General features: G+C 42.4%; 18 protein-coding genes. 13 read left to right on the top strand and 5 right to left on the bottom strand.

Annotated features, from left to right (window positions below; genetic code table 11):
• Positions 1–94 precede the first annotated feature (94 nt).
• Positions 95–316, top strand: a complete 222-nt coding sequence (locus AC59IL_RS23845; protein WP_496554713.1) for a PspC domain-containing protein — start codon at positions 95–97, stop codon at positions 314–316.
• 154 nt (positions 317–470) lie between these two features.
• Positions 471–1,475 carry a helix-turn-helix transcriptional regulator gene (locus AC59IL_RS23840; RefSeq protein WP_496554712.1) on the top strand — a complete coding sequence of 335 codons (1,005 nt, stop codon included), beginning with the start codon at positions 471–473 and terminating at the stop codon, positions 1,473–1,475.
• A gap of 114 nt (positions 1,476–1,589) precedes the next feature.
• Here the strand turns inward: AC59IL_RS23840 and AC59IL_RS23835 are convergent, their stop codons facing one another.
• Positions 1,590–1,769 (bottom strand): hypothetical protein, encoded by a 180-nt coding sequence (locus AC59IL_RS23835; RefSeq protein WP_496554711.1) that lies wholly within the window; start codon positions 1,767–1,769, stop codon positions 1,590–1,592.
• 68 nt (positions 1,770–1,837) lie between these two features.
• On the opposite strand from AC59IL_RS23835, the gene AC59IL_RS23830 reads away from it, so the two are divergent.
• The gene (locus tag AC59IL_RS23830; RefSeq protein ID WP_496554710.1) at positions 1,838–2,626 is read left to right on the top strand and encodes a DUF4382 domain-containing protein; all 789 of its coding nucleotides are present in this window, start codon (positions 1,838–1,840) and stop codon (positions 2,624–2,626) included.
• Positions 2,627–2,801: 175 nt separating this feature from the next.
• Here AC59IL_RS23830 and kdsA read toward each other — a convergent pair whose 3' ends face one another.
• Positions 2,802–3,623 (bottom strand): 3-deoxy-8-phosphooctulonate synthase, encoded by an 822-nt coding sequence (gene kdsA / locus AC59IL_RS23825; RefSeq protein WP_496554709.1) that lies wholly within the window; start codon positions 3,621–3,623, stop codon positions 2,802–2,804.
• A 220-nt stretch (positions 3,624–3,843) separates the two neighbouring features.
• Here kdsA and AC59IL_RS23820 point away from each other — a divergent pair, with 220 nt between their 5' ends.
• Both AC59IL_RS23820 and AC59IL_RS23815 read left to right on the top strand, forming a co-directional pair.
• Positions 3,844–4,785: an NAD-dependent epimerase/dehydratase family protein gene (locus AC59IL_RS23820; RefSeq protein ID WP_496554708.1), complete on the top strand. Its 942-nt coding sequence runs from the start codon at positions 3,844–3,846 to the stop codon at positions 4,783–4,785.
• Positions 4,786–4,938: 153 nt separating this feature from the next.
• Positions 4,939–6,171 (top strand): peroxiredoxin family protein, encoded by a 1,233-nt coding sequence (locus AC59IL_RS23815; RefSeq protein ID WP_496554707.1) that lies wholly within the window; start codon positions 4,939–4,941, stop codon positions 6,169–6,171.
• 194 nt (positions 6,172–6,365) lie between these two features.
• Here the strand turns inward: AC59IL_RS23815 and AC59IL_RS23810 are convergent, their stop codons facing one another.
• Positions 6,366–7,115, bottom strand: coding sequence for a 3-keto-disaccharide hydrolase (locus AC59IL_RS23810; protein ID WP_496554706.1), 750 nt, complete (start codon positions 7,113–7,115; stop codon positions 6,366–6,368).
• A gap of 96 nt (positions 7,116–7,211) precedes the next feature.
• Between AC59IL_RS23810 and AC59IL_RS23805 the strand changes: the two genes are divergently transcribed.
• Positions 7,212–8,042 (top strand): alpha/beta fold hydrolase, encoded by an 831-nt coding sequence (locus tag AC59IL_RS23805; protein WP_496554705.1) that lies wholly within the window; start codon positions 7,212–7,214, stop codon positions 8,040–8,042.
• 29 nt (positions 8,043–8,071) lie between these two features.
• Here AC59IL_RS23805 and AC59IL_RS23800 read toward each other — a convergent pair whose 3' ends face one another.
• Positions 8,072–8,344 (bottom strand): acylphosphatase, encoded by a 273-nt coding sequence (locus AC59IL_RS23800; RefSeq protein ID WP_496554704.1) that lies wholly within the window; start codon positions 8,342–8,344, stop codon positions 8,072–8,074.
• Between the two features lie 145 nt (positions 8,345–8,489).
• On the opposite strand from AC59IL_RS23800, the gene AC59IL_RS23795 reads away from it, so the two are divergent.
• Together AC59IL_RS23795 and AC59IL_RS23790 are read left to right on the top strand one after the other, a co-directional pair.
• Positions 8,490–8,936, top strand: coding sequence for a DoxX family protein (locus tag AC59IL_RS23795; protein WP_496554703.1), 447 nt, complete (start codon positions 8,490–8,492; stop codon positions 8,934–8,936).
• Positions 8,937–9,060: 124 nt separating this feature from the next.
• The gene (locus tag AC59IL_RS23790) at positions 9,061–9,708 is read left to right on the top strand and encodes a hypothetical protein (protein ID WP_496554702.1); all 648 of its coding nucleotides are present in this window, start codon (positions 9,061–9,063) and stop codon (positions 9,706–9,708) included.
• 135 nt (positions 9,709–9,843) lie between these two features.
• On the opposite strand, the gene AC59IL_RS23785 is transcribed toward AC59IL_RS23790, so the two are convergent.
• Positions 9,844–10,329: an OsmC family protein gene (locus AC59IL_RS23785; RefSeq protein WP_496554701.1), complete on the bottom strand. Its 486-nt coding sequence runs from the start codon at positions 10,327–10,329 to the stop codon at positions 9,844–9,846.
• A 365-nt stretch (positions 10,330–10,694) separates the two neighbouring features.
• On the opposite strand from AC59IL_RS23785, the gene hisG reads away from it, so the two are divergent.
• The 5 genes from hisG to AC59IL_RS23760 all read left to right on the top strand — a co-directional run bounded on the left by hisG (position 10,695) and on the right by AC59IL_RS23760 (position 15,874).
• Positions 10,695–11,549, top strand: a complete 855-nt coding sequence (hisG, locus tag AC59IL_RS23780; RefSeq protein ID WP_496554700.1) for an ATP phosphoribosyltransferase — start codon at positions 10,695–10,697, stop codon at positions 11,547–11,549.
• A 79-nt stretch (positions 11,550–11,628) separates the two neighbouring features.
• Positions 11,629–12,900: a histidinol dehydrogenase gene (gene hisD, locus AC59IL_RS23775; protein ID WP_496554699.1), complete on the top strand. Its 1,272-nt coding sequence runs from the start codon at positions 11,629–11,631 to the stop codon at positions 12,898–12,900.
• A 104-nt stretch (positions 12,901–13,004) separates the two neighbouring features.
• Positions 13,005–14,063 (top strand): histidinol-phosphate transaminase, encoded by a 1,059-nt coding sequence (hisC, locus tag AC59IL_RS23770; RefSeq protein ID WP_496554698.1) that lies wholly within the window; start codon positions 13,005–13,007, stop codon positions 14,061–14,063.
• 58 nt (positions 14,064–14,121) lie between these two features.
• Positions 14,122–15,405, top strand: coding sequence for a PQQ-dependent sugar dehydrogenase (locus tag AC59IL_RS23765; protein WP_496554697.1), 1,284 nt, complete (start codon positions 14,122–14,124; stop codon positions 15,403–15,405).
• A 49-nt stretch (positions 15,406–15,454) separates the two neighbouring features.
• Positions 15,455–15,874 carry a c-type cytochrome gene (locus AC59IL_RS23760; RefSeq protein WP_496554696.1) on the top strand — a complete coding sequence of 140 codons (420 nt, stop codon included), beginning with the start codon at positions 15,455–15,457 and terminating at the stop codon, positions 15,872–15,874.
• Position 15,875: the final 1 nt, after the last annotated feature.

The following is a 15,875-nucleotide window of genomic DNA, read 5'->3' as shown; positions in this document are numbered from 1 at the left end:
ACGTGTAAAAAAAGTCGAGCGAAGTTACCTAAAAAATGGGTTGGGTAATAATTCATTGCTTGCACATTTTTATCGAATGCTTTAATTTAGAGGCATGAACCGATTCCGGTATTTTATCGAATGGCAGGCTTTTGGTGTTTGTTCAGCTATTGGCGAACGGCTGGGCATTGCCACTTCCCGCATCCGTACCTGGTTTATTTATGTATCTTTCCTAACCATGGGTTCTCCGCTTATTATTTATTTCATTCTGGCTTTTTGGATGAATATTAAACGGTACATCTCATCGCTTCGCCGTAACCCCCTGAAATATCAATAGACCTTCCTACATTATTATTACATGTAAGCCGGTATAATGTTTTATCCCGGCAAAAAACAAATGGCAGTTAGTCGGCCTGCCGGTTGATTAGTAGTTTGAAAAGAAAATTGCCAACTGGTTAACTGATTTCGGCGTATCAAAAAAATGCGACGCTGTGTTTGACTTTGATTATACTGATACCGATTACGAGCAGTTAGTGCGACAAATGGCCTTTGAGCTAAAGGTGCCTGTACACAATGATCAATTGCTTTTTCCCGATGCTATCGGAAAGGGAAGCTTCCGCCATGTTCAGGTGCCCAACGGGTTACATGCCTATATTATTGAATGCACCATGCACCAGGACTGGCATTTCCATCTCAAAAAAAAATCTGAAGAATATTATACGCTGCGTTTCGATGAACTTACCATACCCGGCTCGCTGGTGATTTCGATTGGTGAAGAAAAAGTAAGAGAAAGAAATGCGAACAAAGCGCTGGCCTGGCTTACCAGTTCGCTGTACGACTGGTCGTACCATGGCACTGAAGGAAGCACTTATAAAGGCGTGAACATTTTGTTTACCAAACAATGGCTTGCACAATATTTTGAAATGGATCAGGCCGAAGATGTGCTATCATCCTACATATCGTTAAAAGCCGAAAGTATTAATATAGAACCGCTCGATGCGCGGTACCGCAGATGGATGAAAACCATATGCAATGCAGAAGAAAGCAATCCGTTGCGAATGACCATTTTGGAAAACCGTATGATGCTGCTGATTGAACGTTTTTTTGCCAGCCTGTATGATAAGATGCGCAATCCGGCCTTCAGACTACCTCTTACACAGGAAGATATTACAAGAGTCATGCACATCGAGCGGTTGCTCACAAAGAATATTTTTCAGGCGCCGCCCTCGATACAACAGCTGGCTAAAATAGCTGCCATCAGCGAATCGAAGCTGAAGAAAGATTTTAAAACCATGTACTCGCTGCCTATTTACGAATACTATCAAAAGGCCCGCATGCATGCTGCACAGGATAAACTACTCACCGGAAAATTTTCTGTAAAAGAAGTTGCGATGGAACTGGGTTATTCGAACCTCAGCAACTTTACCATTGCATTTAAAAAAGAGTTTGGCATTTTACCCAGCCAACTGCTATCCCCGAAAAAAGCTTCGGAGTAAATAAATTGTCCTTTTGACATTTTTTTCCTTTATTGTTATGATTTTTGTTTATTAATTGTTAAATTCACTTATCCATTAACCTTCGAACTTTTTGCAGATACTGTTATACCTATATTAGGTTCCGTTTAGTAAATTTCCGGTATAGTTTTTCGTATTACTACCTACATCAAATTTTTTCACCGCCCCGTTTTTTAATCCAATATCAGATGTGAAAAAATCTGTATAAATATTTTTTTGCATCGCTACGCCTTTGGAAAACAATTTTTTACAGCTCCTTCGGGAGCTTTTTTTCATATTATAATTTTCTTTGTGGTATGATTTTGGTTTCTTAGCGGTTACATATTAATTTTAATTAACACGCTATGAAATCCAATTTTCTCTCGTCCCTGTCCCTTTGCTTTTTGTTATCCGTTGCGTTGTATTCATGTTCGTCAGAAAGCTCGGTATCAGAAAGAGCTACGCTGGCTGTTAAATTAACAGATGATCCCGCAGATTACGATGCTGTTCTTATCGACATTCAGGATGTACAAATCAATGTCACCGGTGATGGCGACAATGGATGGCAATCACTTACGGGCGTTAAAAAAGGCGTTTACAATTTGCTTGATCTGGTAAATGACAAAGACACCCTTCTGGTAAATGCCGATATTCCTACCGGCCGTTTGCACCAGATACGCCTTGTATTAGGATCGAACAATTCAATCGTTGTTAATGGCAACACGCTTGCGCTTGAAACACCGAGCGCTCAGCAAAGCGGTTTAAAACTGAACGTTCAGCAGGATGTATCAGGCGGAATCCTGTACACCATGCTGCTCGATTTCGATGTAGCAAGATCAATTGTAAAAACCGGTAGCGGCAAGTACATTTTAAAACCGGTTATCCGCACATTATTAAATGCCGTAGGTGGAAGTATTAAAGGTGTTGTTACACCTAAATCAGTACTCACTTCTGTATTTGCTATTAAGGGAACTGATACCTTAACCACCTTTACCGACACAACCGGCGGTTATTTAATTAAAGGTGTACCGGCTGGTACTTATACCATGAACTACTGGCCTGTTGATACTGCATACAAGCCACAGGTTAAAACCGGTATTGCAGTAACTACCGGCAATGTAACTGTAGTTGACACTGTACGTTTACAAAAATAATTTGATAAAGGCACAAGCGCCTTGTGCCCTATATGCTAACCTCTGTTAAGCGAGTAAGATTCAAGCAAAAAAAACAACTCTGCCTCACTGGCGGAGTTGTTTTTTTATAATGAGAAATTAAAAATGAAGAATGTTAAATGAAAAAGCAGGAAAACCTGATTTTGCATTTAATATCTTACACAACTGCTTTTCTGATCTTCACCAGGCGCTGTAACAAACCTTCCAGCAAATCGAGCTTCAACATATTGGCGCCATCACTTTTGGCAACTGCAGGATTGGGATGCGTTTCGATAAATAATCCATCGGCACCCGAAGCAATAGCCGCACTGGCAATGGTGCCTATGAGCTGTGGATTGCCACCGGTTACGCCTGTGGTTTGATTAGGTTGCTGTAAACTGTGCGTACAATCCATTACCACCGGAACGCCGTGTTCTTTCATCCAGGGAATATTGCGATAATCAACTATCAGGTCCTGGTAACCGAAAGTATTTCCACGTTCGGTTAGTATTACATTTTCATTACCTGCTTTTACAATTTTTTCTACTGCAAACTTCATCGACGGACCGCTTACGAACTGCCCCTTTTTTACATTTACTATCTTTCCTGTTTCAGCTGCAGCGATCAGCAAATCGGTTTGACGGCACAGAAAAGCAGGTATCTGTAATATATCGGCATATTTAGCAGCCATAGCCGCTTCTTCATGGGCATGAATATCGGTGGTAACTGGTACTTTATAGGTTGTTCCTGTTTTTTTCAATAATTGCAAACCGGTTTCATCGCCCAAACCTGTAAAAGATGATGCGCTGGTGCGGTTGGCTTTGCGATAAGATGATTTAAATACATACGGAATGCCGAGGTTACGGCAAATTGTTGAAACTTTATCTCCAACCTCCATCAGCAACTCTTCACTTTCAACAACGCAGGGGCCGGCAATCAAAAAGAAGCTCTTTTCATCGTATTGTTGTGCGGCAAAAAGGTCAGTAAGCATTTTTTTCATGGCGCAAAGGTAATGAGCAAAAAATTTGAAAATTTGAAAATTTGCGAATTTGAAAATGTACAGCCATTAAAATTAATTGAAACCCAGGTGTTTAAATTGAATTTGGCCGGATAAAATGAGTCAGGTCAAACCTGAAGCCATTTTCAAATTTTCAAATTTGCTAATTAGCATATTGTTCTTTTCTTTGCTGGCATTTACAAAAACTAACAAACGATAATTAATGATTAGGGAAAAAATACTGGTTATCGGCGCATCAGGTCAAATTGGTGTAGAGTTAACACTGGCGTTGCGTAAAATATACGGCAACTCCAATGTAATTGCATCAGACCTGCGCGAAGAAAATGAATTACTAAAGGGCACTGGTCCTTATGTAAGTATGGATGTAATGAACAAAGAGATGCTGCATGTACAGGTAATAAGGCAGAATGTTACCCAGATTTATCTGCTCGCAGCCATACTTTCGGCCACCGGCGAAAAAAACCCGGGTCTTGCCTGGAACCTGAATATGCAGGGGTTGCTGAATGTGCTGGAAATTGCCCGCGAAGAAAAAATTCATAAGGTGTACTGGCCCAGCAGTATTGCTGTATTCGGTCCAACCTCGCCCAAACAAAATTGTCCGCAGCAAACCATTATTGAACCTATAACAGTGTACGGCATCAGCAAATATGCCGGTGAGTTCTGGTGTAATTATTATTACCAGCGTTATCATGTTGATGTGCGCAGTATTCGCTATCCCGGTTTGATTTCGTATAAATCGGCCCCCGGCGGCGGCACTACTGATTATGCAGTGGAAATATTTCACGAAGCGCTGGAAGAAAAACAATATACCTGCTTTTTAAAAGAAGATACCTACCTGCCGATGATGTACATGCCCGATGCCATCAAAGCCACTATTGAACTGATGGAAGCACCGGCCGAAAAAATTTCAGTTCGAACATCCTATAATGTTTCTGCCATCAGTTTTTCACCCAAAGAAATTGCCGAAGCCATTCAAAAATATATTCCCGAATTCACTATCAGCTATGAGCCCGATTACCGGCAAAACATTGCCGACAGCTGGCCGCAAAGCATCGACGATTCCGTTGCTCGCAATGACTGGGGCTGGCAACATGAATTTGATCTGATGAAAATGACGAAAGATATGCTGGAGAATTTACGGTGAGTTGATCAGTTGACAAATTAAAAAGTTGATCAGTTGACGAGTTGAAAAGTTGACAAGTTTATATATTGCTTAACCTGTTAACTTATCAACTTGTTAACTAATTAACTTGTCAACTGATGTTAACTTATCAACTAAATTTGTGTGATTAGTAGTATGAAAAAAATTATCTGCCTTATCAGCCTTATGGCCTTTGCCGGTTCGTATTTATTGGCTACCCCCGTACCCCCGTCGGGATGGTGGCGTGCTTCGCTGCAACGACATGACGGCCTTACCATTGATTTTAACGTTTCTATACAATATAAAAAAGGGAAACCTGTTTGGTACTTCCGTAATGCATCGGAAAAAATTGCCGTAACCGCTATTGAGCAAAAAGGCGATTCAGTGCTGGTGCAAATGCCGTTATTTGAATCGGAGTTCAGATTACAATATGCAAACAATAATAGTTTGCAGGGCGTGTGGATCAAAGGCACAGCCTCGGCTACGCAGAGAATGCCGGTTGTATTTACCTATAACCAGCCTCAACGGTATCCACAGGCACAGCAAAAGCCCCGGCGTACAATTACCGGCAGGTGGGCTGCTACGTTTGTTGACAACAGTAATACTCTTATACAGGCCGTTGCCGAATTTAAACAAAACGGAACAGCACTTACCGGTACCATTTTAACGCCAACCGGCGACTATCGATACCTCGAAGGCGCAGTACACAACGATACGCTGCTATTATCGACCTTCGATGGCAGCCATGCCTATTATTTCAGAGCAACCATTAACAACGATTCCCAGCTTACCGACGGTTTATTTTGTTCAGGCGCTGTTTACCGCGAAAGCTGGACGGCCGTAAAAAATGAAAAAGCCGCCGTTGCCGATACGCTGTCGGCTGTTTATCTGAAACCGGGCGAAGACCGCTTACAATTTCGTTTTCCTGATATCGACAGCAACATGGTATCGATCAATGACAGCCGTTTTCAAAACAAAGTCGTGATCATTCAACTGATGGGCTCATGGTGCCCGAATTGCATGGACGAAACTGCATTTTTAAGCGACTATTATAAAACGAATAAACAGCGAGGCATTGAAATGCTTGCGCTGGCTTACGAATACAGCACCGATTTTCAACGTTCGCAAAAAAGTTTGCGCAAGTTTCAGCAGCATTTCAATATTACTTATCCCATGCTGATCACAGGCGTTCGGGTAGGCGATTCGCTTCGAACCGAAAAAACATTACCCCAGCTTACACGCATCAAAATGTTTCCCACAACGGTTATTATTGGCCGCGATGGTAAAGTGAAAAAAATCCATACCGGCTTTATGGGCCCGGGCACCGGCGAGCACTATGAAGCTTATAAGAAAGATTTTTACTCAACGGTAAATGAACTGCTGCAATAAACAGTTTGTAGTTTGTTGCTTGTGGTTTGTGGTTGCTGCCGCGATTTGGAATTGTGCAGTACAAAGTAATATACCAATCGTTTTAAAACTGAGGAAGGTAACATTCACAAATACTTTCAAACACTAAAGAACCACAAACTACAAACCTCAAACCAGAAACCTCAAACCAGAAACCTCAAACTACAAACCATAAACTACAGCGGCCGTATCCATATATTCCTGAAGCTATCAGGATTATTATGGTCCTGCAGTACCAGCGGTTCTTTATCGCCATGCTTTTCGTAGGTAGCAATGCCAATGTATTGCGTACTGCCCCATAATGTAGAATTATTTTGCACCAGAACTCCATTATGGAAAACGGTAATACGGGCCGGCGATTTCACCGATCCATCATCGTTAAAACGGGGAGCGATAAATATCACTTCATAGGTTTGCCATTCACCGGGGCCGCGACTTGCATTTACAAGCGGAGGCAATTGTTTATAAATACTGCCGGCTTGTCCGTTGCTATAGGTTCTGTTTTTATAAGAATCAAGCACCTGCAGTTCGTAGCGTCCCATTAAAAATATGCCGCTGTTACCACGCCCCTGTCCATCACCTTTTACTTCGGCAGGCGTTCTCCATTCAATATGCAGCTGACAATCGCCAAAAGCCTGTTTGGTATGAATTTCACCAGCGCCCGGTGTTACCGTTAAAGCCCCGTTCTCAATTTTCCATTTAACAGGTCCGTTATCTTTGGCGGCCCACTCATCGGCAGTTTGACCGTTAAATAATACAATGGCATCAGACGGCGCGTCGACAGCTGTTTTACCGGGGGTAATTACTTTTGGTTCGGGTTCCCATACTTCGGTAAGTTTTGGTTCACCTTGTCGCAATGGCTGTTGTGCCTGTACGGAAAATACACTTAAAAGAATAAGGCTGCTTAGCAGGAATCGTTGGGTCATGTGATAAAGTTTTTAAAATTGAGGTAGTAAGTTAATGAAAAAGTAAAATGAAGATTTATATTTATCGCTATTCGAAATCTCTTAAAAACCTTCCAAATGAAATTCACGTGGCTGATCTTTATGGCGCTTCTTCCGTTTGTGTCTTATTCCCAGTTTCCATATGGCAATAATCCGGAAGCCGGAAAATATTTTAATGCAGGAGATGTAAATATTTATTATGAAGTGTATGGTACCGGTAAGCCTGTTGTGCTTTTACACGGAGGATTATATGGTTATATCAATGAATTTTCCAATCTCATTCCAAAACTTCAGCAAAAATATCAGGTAATTGCTATTGCGACGCGTGGTCACGGTAAATCAGGATTAGGCAACAGGCCTTTTTCTTACCAACAATTTGCAGAAGATACGTATAAAACGATCCGGCATATTACAAAAGACTCCGTTACTATAATAGGTTTTAGCGATGGCGCATTGCAGGGTTATTATCTTGCTGCTGATCACCCTGAACTGGTAAAAAAACTGGTGGCAATTGGCGGCAATTTTGGATTTGATGATTTTTATGATGATGTTAAGAGTTTCATTAGCCAGATCAAAGCAGAAACCTTTGAAAAAAATAATGCTGCTTTTTCTGCAGAGCGGAAAAAGATTATGCCCGAACCTGATCGCTTTGGTGAATTTATTACCAAAATTGCTGCTGTATGGAATGAAAAAGTGTATATCACCAACGATAAAATATCGTCGATAGCTGCGCCCACATTAATTGCGGCCGGGCAACTGGATGGTTGTCCGATTGAACGGTATATAGCATTGTACCGGTTATTGAAAAATGCACAGGTTGCTATTATTCCCGGTAGCGATCATTTGGTTTTAGCTCGTAAACCGAAATTAATGGATGAGATGATCTCCACGTATATAAATGAGAAATAGGTGTGAAATGTTATAAAGTAAACATTTACTTATCGTTGAATAACAAAATCCGTGAATTTCTGTGAGGGCAACTCTTCTACCTGTACAGATGTTACAACAGCATGTGGCGGCCCCTGTTTACACCAGGCAATCAGCTGATCGAGCTGATTGGTAGTACCAGTAGCAATAACCTGCACATTTCCATCGGGCAAATTCTTTACTATACCGGCAATGCCCAGTTGCTGCGCCTTTTCCAGTGTACTTTGCCGGTAAAATACCCCCTGCACTTTGCCGCTGACTATTATTGAAAATGTTTTTAACATAACGGGAAGATAAAAAGAAAATAAGAAACAAGGCACAAGGCTCATGGCACAAGGTACAAGACAAGAGCGCAACTCATTTATTAATCTACATTAATTTTTTCCTGCTCACCGGTTCGTTGCTTTGTGATGAATAAAATTTAGATGTATGAAAGCATTGTTATTTAATACGAACAACGATTATACCGGTTTCATTTCACGTTTAACAATCGGGTTGATATTATTTCCGCATGGGGCTCAAAAAGTATTGGGGTGGTTTGGCGGACCGGGCTTTACCAGCGAAATGCATTATTTTACCCAAACGGCCAATCTTCCATGGATCATTGCCTTTTTGGTAATTATTATTGAATTTGTTGGATCATTATGCATGATACTCGGTTTTGCCACCCGCTTATGGTCGGTTGCTATTATTATACTGTTTACAGGCATAATTTTCAAGGTTCATCTTTCCAACGGATTTTTCATGAACTGGTTTGGTAACCAGGCTGGTGAAGGATATGAATATCATTTGCTGGTGATAGGGTTGGCGCTAATTGTTTTGCTGAACGGAAGCGGGAAATATGCTTTAGACAGGTTTTTAGTGAGAAATGAGTGAAAACAGTCAAATAAGTCAACCGGGTTACATATATGATTTTTTGATCATTTTTGACGCATTTGACGTTGAGTTATTACCCTTCACTGCTAAAAATTGCTATATTTATGGGGTACAAGGCTCGATTATGACCTCATCAACTGTAATAAAATCCATTACCCTGATTGTGGTATCATCGTTTTTCATGGCCTGGTTAGGGCAATACCTGATGTATCACTATCATATAGCGGATGCTATGTGCCAAACGAGCGACTGTCAGCAGGCTACCAAAGACACAATTATCGGCACTATATTTTTAATTATTTTTTTCAGCCTGAGCTATTTTGTGTTTAAAGTTCCTTCCCTGGCAAAAAATCCGGGTATGGAGCTGAGCATTTTACTAAGCTGCCTGATCGTAAATTTTATACAATTCAATAGCGCCAATGCTTTTTTGTGCCTTATACCGTATAATGTATTGAGCGTTTATTTTTATTACCGCATCAAAAAACAACTGTACAAGCCTTTTAAATTATATCCGTTTATACTGCAGGAAATGTTTTTATTGATCCTGCTGCTTTCAACCTACGTGTATCTCGATGAGTTATTTGTTTCGAAGGGTTACGACAGAGAAACAGTGCTGCCAACAGGCGTCGAAAAAATGCTTGACCGCATCTTTAGCTTTTCTGTGTGGGCGGTATTTATATTACACGTGTTGTGGCTGGCTTTTGGTTTGGCGAAAAGAAGTCAATGGTCAATCGTGAATGGTAAATCGGCAAACATGAAACGGCAAGCGTGAAACGTGAATCGGCAAACGGCAATTACCTAAGTTTCGGTCAACCCGCCAGAAGTTGTAAACCTGTTAACTCATCAACTTCCGACTTCATACTTCTTACTTCCTGCATCTGCCTTCCTATTGCCTATTGCCCACTGCCTACTGCCCATTGACCATTTCTGCTATCTTATACACCGGTTTATGATGAACCGGAAAATTGCACGACCTGGCAATAAAGCACAGCTCATTTGCTTTTTCGTGTAAATCATCGGCTTTGGCAATCATTTCTTTATCGGCTACGGTGATCACCGGATGCAGGGTAACTTCGGTAAAATGCCCGCCGCCGTCGGAAGTTTCTTCCATAGTGCCTGTGGCGTCATCAACATATTCAACCACCACTACGCCGGCCACCGTGCATAAATGCAGGAACCACAGCATATGACAGCCCGACAGAGAAGCAACCAGTAATTCTTCGGGATTGTACCGGGTAGCATCGCCACGGAAAGTTGGGTCAGATGAAGCAGGAATAACAGGCTTGCCGGCAGCTGAAATAATATGATTTCTATCGTATCCTGTGTAGGTCGAAGTTCCCTGTCCGCGGTTACCCGTCCAGGTAACATTCGTTTTATAATGATGCTGTTTCATATGAATAAGTTCTAAGTTTTAAGTTGTAAGTTCTAGGTTCCTTAGTGTTTACTTCGTGCTTTTCCCAATTACCTACTGCCTATTGCCTTATCTAAGTTACACATTATTAAACAGATGTGTTTATTATGGCGTAACCGGCCATGTATTATTGGAAACGTTTGAAAAAAAATTTTGCCGAAAGATGGTAAGTAGTATTTTTGCGGCTCATTTATGACAATTTTCGCTCACATACATCATCATCATACTTACCTCAGCAGGTAGGCCGGTGGTGCTTTGTGTAGTGCCAGATATTATAAGGGCTTACCGCAGGTAAGCCTTTTTCATTTTAAACAGGGTTCATTGAACCACAAAACAATCAGGCTGTAATGAAACTCAGAATTGCCATTCAGAAATCGGGTCGCTTGTACGAAGATTCAGTTCAATTATTAAAAGAATGTGGTATTGATCTTCGCAATGTTAAAGACCGGCTGAAAACAGAATCAGATAATTTTCCACTTGAAGTGTTCTTCCTGCGCGATGATGATATTCCGCAGTATGTTGAAGATGGCGTGGCCGATATTGGCATTGTTGGAGAAAATGTGCTGTACGAAAAAAATAAAAAAGCCACCATTGTTGAAAAACTGGGTTTTGGTAAATGCCGCCTGTCGGTAGCGATTCCGCGTATTCAGCAATACGAAGGCGTGCAGTCGCTTCAGGGAAAACGCATCGCCACCAGCTATCCCTTTCTGGTTACTGAGTTCCTCGCAAAAAATAATGTACAGGCCGAAATACATGAAATCAGCGGCTCGGTAGAAATTGCGCCGGGTATTGGTTTGGCCGATGTAGTAGCCGACCTGGTTAGCAGCGGCTCTACCCTGCTGATGAATGGACTAAAAGAAGTAGAAGTGTTACTGCAATCGCAGGCAGTGTTAATTCGAAATAATCAATTAAACGAAGCGCAGCAAAAACTGGTTGAAAAGCTGGTGTTCCGCATCAGGGCTGTAAAAAAAGCCAAACACAATAAATACATTCTGCTCAATGCGCCGAATGATAAGCTGCAGGAAATTATCTCCCTGTTGCCGGGCATGAAAAGCCCCACTGTATTGCCTTTGGCCGAACAGGGATGGAGCAGCGTTCACAGCGTATTAAGTGAAGATACTTTCTGGGACATTATCGAACAGCTGAAAGCCGCCGGTGCCCAGGGTATTCTGGTTGTACCTATTGAAAAAATGATTATTTAAGGCATCCATCCGATGGGTGCGTTGAACGGATTAACCTCCGCAGAAAATCCATCGGATGAATTCAAAACGCAATTTTATCATGCAAGTTTATCAATATCCACCTTCAACTGAATGGAAGGCATTGTTACAAAGACCGGCAATGAATGTGGCAGTACTGGAAGAATCGGTAAAAAAGATTCTGCAGGAAGTAAAACAACAGGGCGATGCAGCGGTAAAAAAATTCACCCTGCAGTTCGATAAAGCCTCTATCAACAACCTGCAGGTTGCCGAAGAAGATTTTATGATCGCGCAGCAATCGCTCGATGCAAAGCTGAAAGCGGCCATTCTTTCGGCTAAAGTAAATATTGAAACCTTTCATAAAAATCAGCTCAGCGAGCCCGAAGTAATTGAAACCATGCCCGGTGTGCAATGCTGGCGCAAGAGCGTAGCCATTGAAAAAGTGGGATTGTATATTCCGGGTGGCACCGCTCCCCTCTTTTCGACCATTTTAATGCTGGGCATTCCCGCAAAACTGGCCGGTTGTAAAGAAATCATTCTGTGCTCGCCACCTGATGCCAATGGCAACCTGCATGCAGCTATATTATTTGCAGCAAAAGCAGTTGGCATTACCAAAGTATTTAAAGCAGGCGGTGTGCAGGCCATTGCGGCCATGGCCTATGGAACAGAAACCATTCCTGCCGTTTCAAAAATATTCGGCCCCGGCAATCAGTATGTAACCTGCGCCAAACAACTGGTGCAACAGGATGGCCTGGCCATCGACATGCCTGCCGGCCCCAGTGAAGTAGCAGTATATGCCGATGAAACTGCCAATGCGGCTTTTGTGGCGGCCGATCTGTTAAGCCAGGCTGAACATGGTGGCGACAGCCAGGTGATATTAGTAAGCAATTCGCAGCCGGTCGTTGACAATGTTCAAAAAGAAATCAACACACAACTGGCCACGCTGCCAAGAAAAGATATTGCAGCAAAAGCGCTCGATAACAGCAAGCTGATTGTTGTAAACAATGAAGCAGAAGCTATTGCACTGCTGAATGAATATGCGCCGGAGCATTTGATATTAAGCTGCGCAAATGCCGGTGAAATGGCCGAAGCAATCATCAACGCCGGGTCGGTGTTTTTGGGCAATTATTCACCGGAGAGCGTTGGCGATTACGCCAGCGGCACCAATCACACGCTGCCCACCAACGGTTATGCAAAAGCGTATAGCGGCGTAAGCGTCGACAGCTTTGTAAAAAAGATCACCTTTCAGCAATTAACACAGGAAGGGTTGAAGAACATCAGCAAAACAGTAATCGCTATGGCCGAAGCCGAAGGGCTACAGGCACATGCGAATGCAGTTAAAATTCGGTTGTAAGTTCTAAGTAATAAGTTCTGGGTTCTATGTTCTGAGTTCACGTTTGACGTTTCACGTTTCACGTTTCACGATTGACCATTCACTATTGACGAAAAAACATCAAAATGACGTTCGACTTAAATAGTTTATTACGCGAAAATATAAAAAAGCTCGTGCCCTATTCATCGGCACGGGACGAGTTCAAAGGCGAGGCCAGCGTTTTTGTAGATGCCAATGAAAACAGTTTCGGGTCGCCACTAACCAAATGGTATAACCGCTACCCAGATCCCTTGCAGATAAAAGTAAAAGAAAAATTAGCTGCCATAAAAGCCGTACCGGTTGAAAAAATATTTTTAGGCAATGGCAGCGACGAATGTATCGACGTATTATTGCGCGCCTTTTGCGAACCCGGAAAAGATAATATTGTAATTTGTCCGCCAACTTATGGCATGTACGAGGTAAGCGCCAACATCAATGATGTAGAAATAAAAAAGGTTTTACTTACACCTGCCTTTCAGCTTAATTTACCTGCTATCGAAGAAGCGATCGACGATAACACAAAAATGATATTCCTGTGCTCGCCCAATAACCCTACCGGCAATTCATTAAACCGGGAAGATATTGAGCTGATCCTGAATAATTATTCAGGCATTGTAGTTATTGACGAAGCCTATATAAATTTTTCGCGTTTCCGTTCATTTACGCAGGAACTGAGTGATTATCCCAACCTGGTTGTATTGCAAACCCTGTCAAAGGCCTGGGGACTGGCTGCTTTGCGCGTGGGAATGGCTTTTGCATCGGAAGAGATCATTCATGTTATGAACAAAATCAAACCGCCTTACAACATCAACCAGGCCTCACAGGAACTGGCGCTGCAGGCCCTCGAAGAAGTAGGACAAGTGAACGATATGATTCGCGAAATAGTTGATCAGCGCGAGGTGCTTGCAAAAGATTTGTTAACGGTACCGGCTGTGCAAAAGATATACCCCTCTGACGCTAACTTTTTGCTGGTGCAGGTTACGCAACCAAAAGCCATTTATAATCATCTGTTGCAAAATGGTATTGTAGTGCGCGACCGCAGCACGGTACAACTGTGCGAAGGATGTTTACGCATTACAGTTGGCACACCGGCAGAAAACGTTTCCGTAGTTAATGCCATAAAAAACTGGCATTCATCGCAATAATTCGCTAAAACAAGTAATTTTAAAACCTGCTTCCAAAAAGAATCTAAACATTGTTATTATGAAAAAAATGGTAATCCTCACTTTGCTGGTATGGGTAACTGCCGCTTCATTCGGCAACGATACCACAAAGGTGGCAAAAGCTTCAACTGAACGTATCAATGATGATGCTCCCATTACCTTACCGCAGGGTTTTAAATCTGTTGTTGTAACCAGTGGATTAGGAAAGGCAAGGCATCTTGTAGTTGCAGCAAGCGGCGACATTTTTGTAAAGCTCGAAAAATTAAAAGACGGAAAAGGAATTATCCGTTTGCACGACGCCAATGGCGATGGCAAAGCCGATGATATCAGCGGGTTTGGAAGTTATGTTGGCACCGGCATTACCATTAAAAACGGATACCTGTATGCATCATCCGACAATGAAGTTTACCGGTATAAGATCAATGAAAAAGAAGGTAAGGTTGATACCGCTTCGGTAGAAAAAATCATTACCGGCCTCGTTGCCAAAAATCAACACGAAACAAAATCGCTGGCGCTTGATAACGATGGTAATATTTATGTAAACATCGGCGCTCCTACAAACTGCTGCCAGGTGCAGGACCGTGTAAAAGGCTCACCCGGCCAGGACCCCTGCCCCATTTTGGAAACAGCTGGTGGCATATGGCAATTTAAGGCCGACAAAACCAACCAATCTTACGCCGAAGGCACCCGGTATGCAACAGGCTTACGTAATGTAATGGGCCTCGACTGGAATACCGAAGTAAACCAGCTGTATGTTATGCAACATGGCCGCGATCAGTTGTTTCAATTCTTTCCTGAGCTGTTCACTCAAAAAGAAGGCGCTGAAAATCCTGCTGAAGAAATGTTCAGATTGAAAAAAGGATCCGATTGCGGATGGCCTTATTGCTATTACGACAACGACAAACAACAAAAACTGCTTTGCCCCGAATATGGTGGCGACAGAAAAAAAGTTGACCGTTGTGCCGATAAAGAAAAATCTATTGTACAATTTCCCGGTCACCTGGCGCCTAATGCCCTGTTATTTTATACCGGCAGCCAGTTTCCTGAAAAATATAAGAACGGAGCCTTTATTGCATTTCACGGTTCATGGAACCGCGCACCGGAGCCACAGGCCGGCTTTTTTGTAGTGTTTGTACCATTCAAAAACGGAATGCCCGCCGGTAAATGGGAAGTATTTGCCGATGGTTTTTCGGGTTTGCAAACAGCAGGTTCAACAGGTAAAGCTAAATATCGCCCATGCGGCCTTGCACAAGGCCCCGATGGTTCGCTGTATATTTCAGATGATAACAACGGAACAATCTGGAAGGTATCGTATGCTAAGTAGATTGTGTGCTTCGACCCTTCGACTTCGCTCAGGATATAAATCAACACATATGAAAAAGGTAATTGTTATTGCACTGGTATTTATTATCGCAACAGCTTTTATAACACAGCAACAACCGGCTGGTTTAAAGGCTGCTATGGCAAGGGGTAAAAAAGTATACGAAGTTACCTGTTTGGCCTGTCATCAACCCGATGGCAGCGGGGTACCCAATATGAATCCGCCTCTTATAAAAACAAAATGGGTTTTGGGCGATAAAAAACAATTGGCGAAAATTGTTTTAAAAGGTCTGCAGGGCGGTGAAATTGATATCGACGGCGACAAGTTTCACAATCCCATGCCGCCACAGGAATCAACTTTAACCGATCAGGAAATTGCCGATGTATTAACCTTTGTTCGCAACAGCTTCGGTAATAAGGCCAGCCTGGTTACTGTAGCCGAAGTAAAGGCCATGCGGGCAAAGCTGAAGTAGA

Source organism: Niastella sp. sgz303648 (genome assembly GCF_059587045.1).
This window is presented reverse-complemented; position numbering and strand designations above follow the sequence as displayed.

What these genes read in the sequence shown, in the direction of transcription:
- AC59IL_RS23785 (WP_496554701.1), bottom strand. Translation starts at nt 10,329, where the DNA reads ATGAAACAGCATCATTATAAAACGAATGTTACCTGGACGGGTAACCGC.
- hisD (WP_496554699.1), top strand. Translation starts at nt 11,629, where the DNA reads ATGCAAGTTTATCAATATCCACCTTCAACTGAATGGAAGGCATTGTTA.
- AC59IL_RS23830 (WP_496554710.1), top strand. Translation starts at nt 1,838, where the DNA reads ATGAAATCCAATTTTCTCTCGTCCCTGTCCCTTTGCTTTTTGTTATCC.
- AC59IL_RS23845 (WP_496554713.1), top strand. Translation starts at nt 95, where the DNA reads ATGAACCGATTCCGGTATTTTATCGAATGGCAGGCTTTTGGTGTTTGT.
- AC59IL_RS23790 (WP_496554702.1), top strand. Translation starts at nt 9,061, where the DNA reads ATGACCTCATCAACTGTAATAAAATCCATTACCCTGATTGTGGTATCA.
- AC59IL_RS23760 (WP_496554696.1), top strand. Translation starts at nt 15,455, where the DNA reads ATGAAAAAGGTAATTGTTATTGCACTGGTATTTATTATCGCAACAGCT.
- hisG (WP_496554700.1), top strand. Translation starts at nt 10,695, where the DNA reads ATGAAACTCAGAATTGCCATTCAGAAATCGGGTCGCTTGTACGAAGAT.
- AC59IL_RS23765 (WP_496554697.1), top strand. Translation starts at nt 14,122, where the DNA reads ATGAAAAAAATGGTAATCCTCACTTTGCTGGTATGGGTAACTGCCGCT.
- hisC (WP_496554698.1), top strand. Translation starts at nt 13,005, where the DNA reads ATGACGTTCGACTTAAATAGTTTATTACGCGAAAATATAAAAAAGCTC.
- AC59IL_RS23835 (WP_496554711.1), bottom strand. Translation starts at nt 1,769, where the DNA reads ATGAAAAAAAGCTCCCGAAGGAGCTGTAAAAAATTGTTTTCCAAAGGC.
- AC59IL_RS23795 (WP_496554703.1), top strand. Translation starts at nt 8,490, where the DNA reads ATGAAAGCATTGTTATTTAATACGAACAACGATTATACCGGTTTCATT.
- AC59IL_RS23815 (WP_496554707.1), top strand. Translation starts at nt 4,939, where the DNA reads ATGAAAAAAATTATCTGCCTTATCAGCCTTATGGCCTTTGCCGGTTCG.
- kdsA (WP_496554709.1), bottom strand. Translation starts at nt 3,623, where the DNA reads ATGAAAAAAATGCTTACTGACCTTTTTGCCGCACAACAATACGATGAA.
- AC59IL_RS23800 (WP_496554704.1), bottom strand. Translation starts at nt 8,344, where the DNA reads ATGTTAAAAACATTTTCAATAATAGTCAGCGGCAAAGTGCAGGGGGTA.
- AC59IL_RS23810 (WP_496554706.1), bottom strand. Translation starts at nt 7,115, where the DNA reads ATGACCCAACGATTCCTGCTAAGCAGCCTTATTCTTTTAAGTGTATTT.
- AC59IL_RS23805 (WP_496554705.1), top strand. Translation starts at nt 7,212, where the DNA reads ATGAAATTCACGTGGCTGATCTTTATGGCGCTTCTTCCGTTTGTGTCT.
- AC59IL_RS23820 (WP_496554708.1), top strand. Translation starts at nt 3,844, where the DNA reads ATGATTAGGGAAAAAATACTGGTTATCGGCGCATCAGGTCAAATTGGT.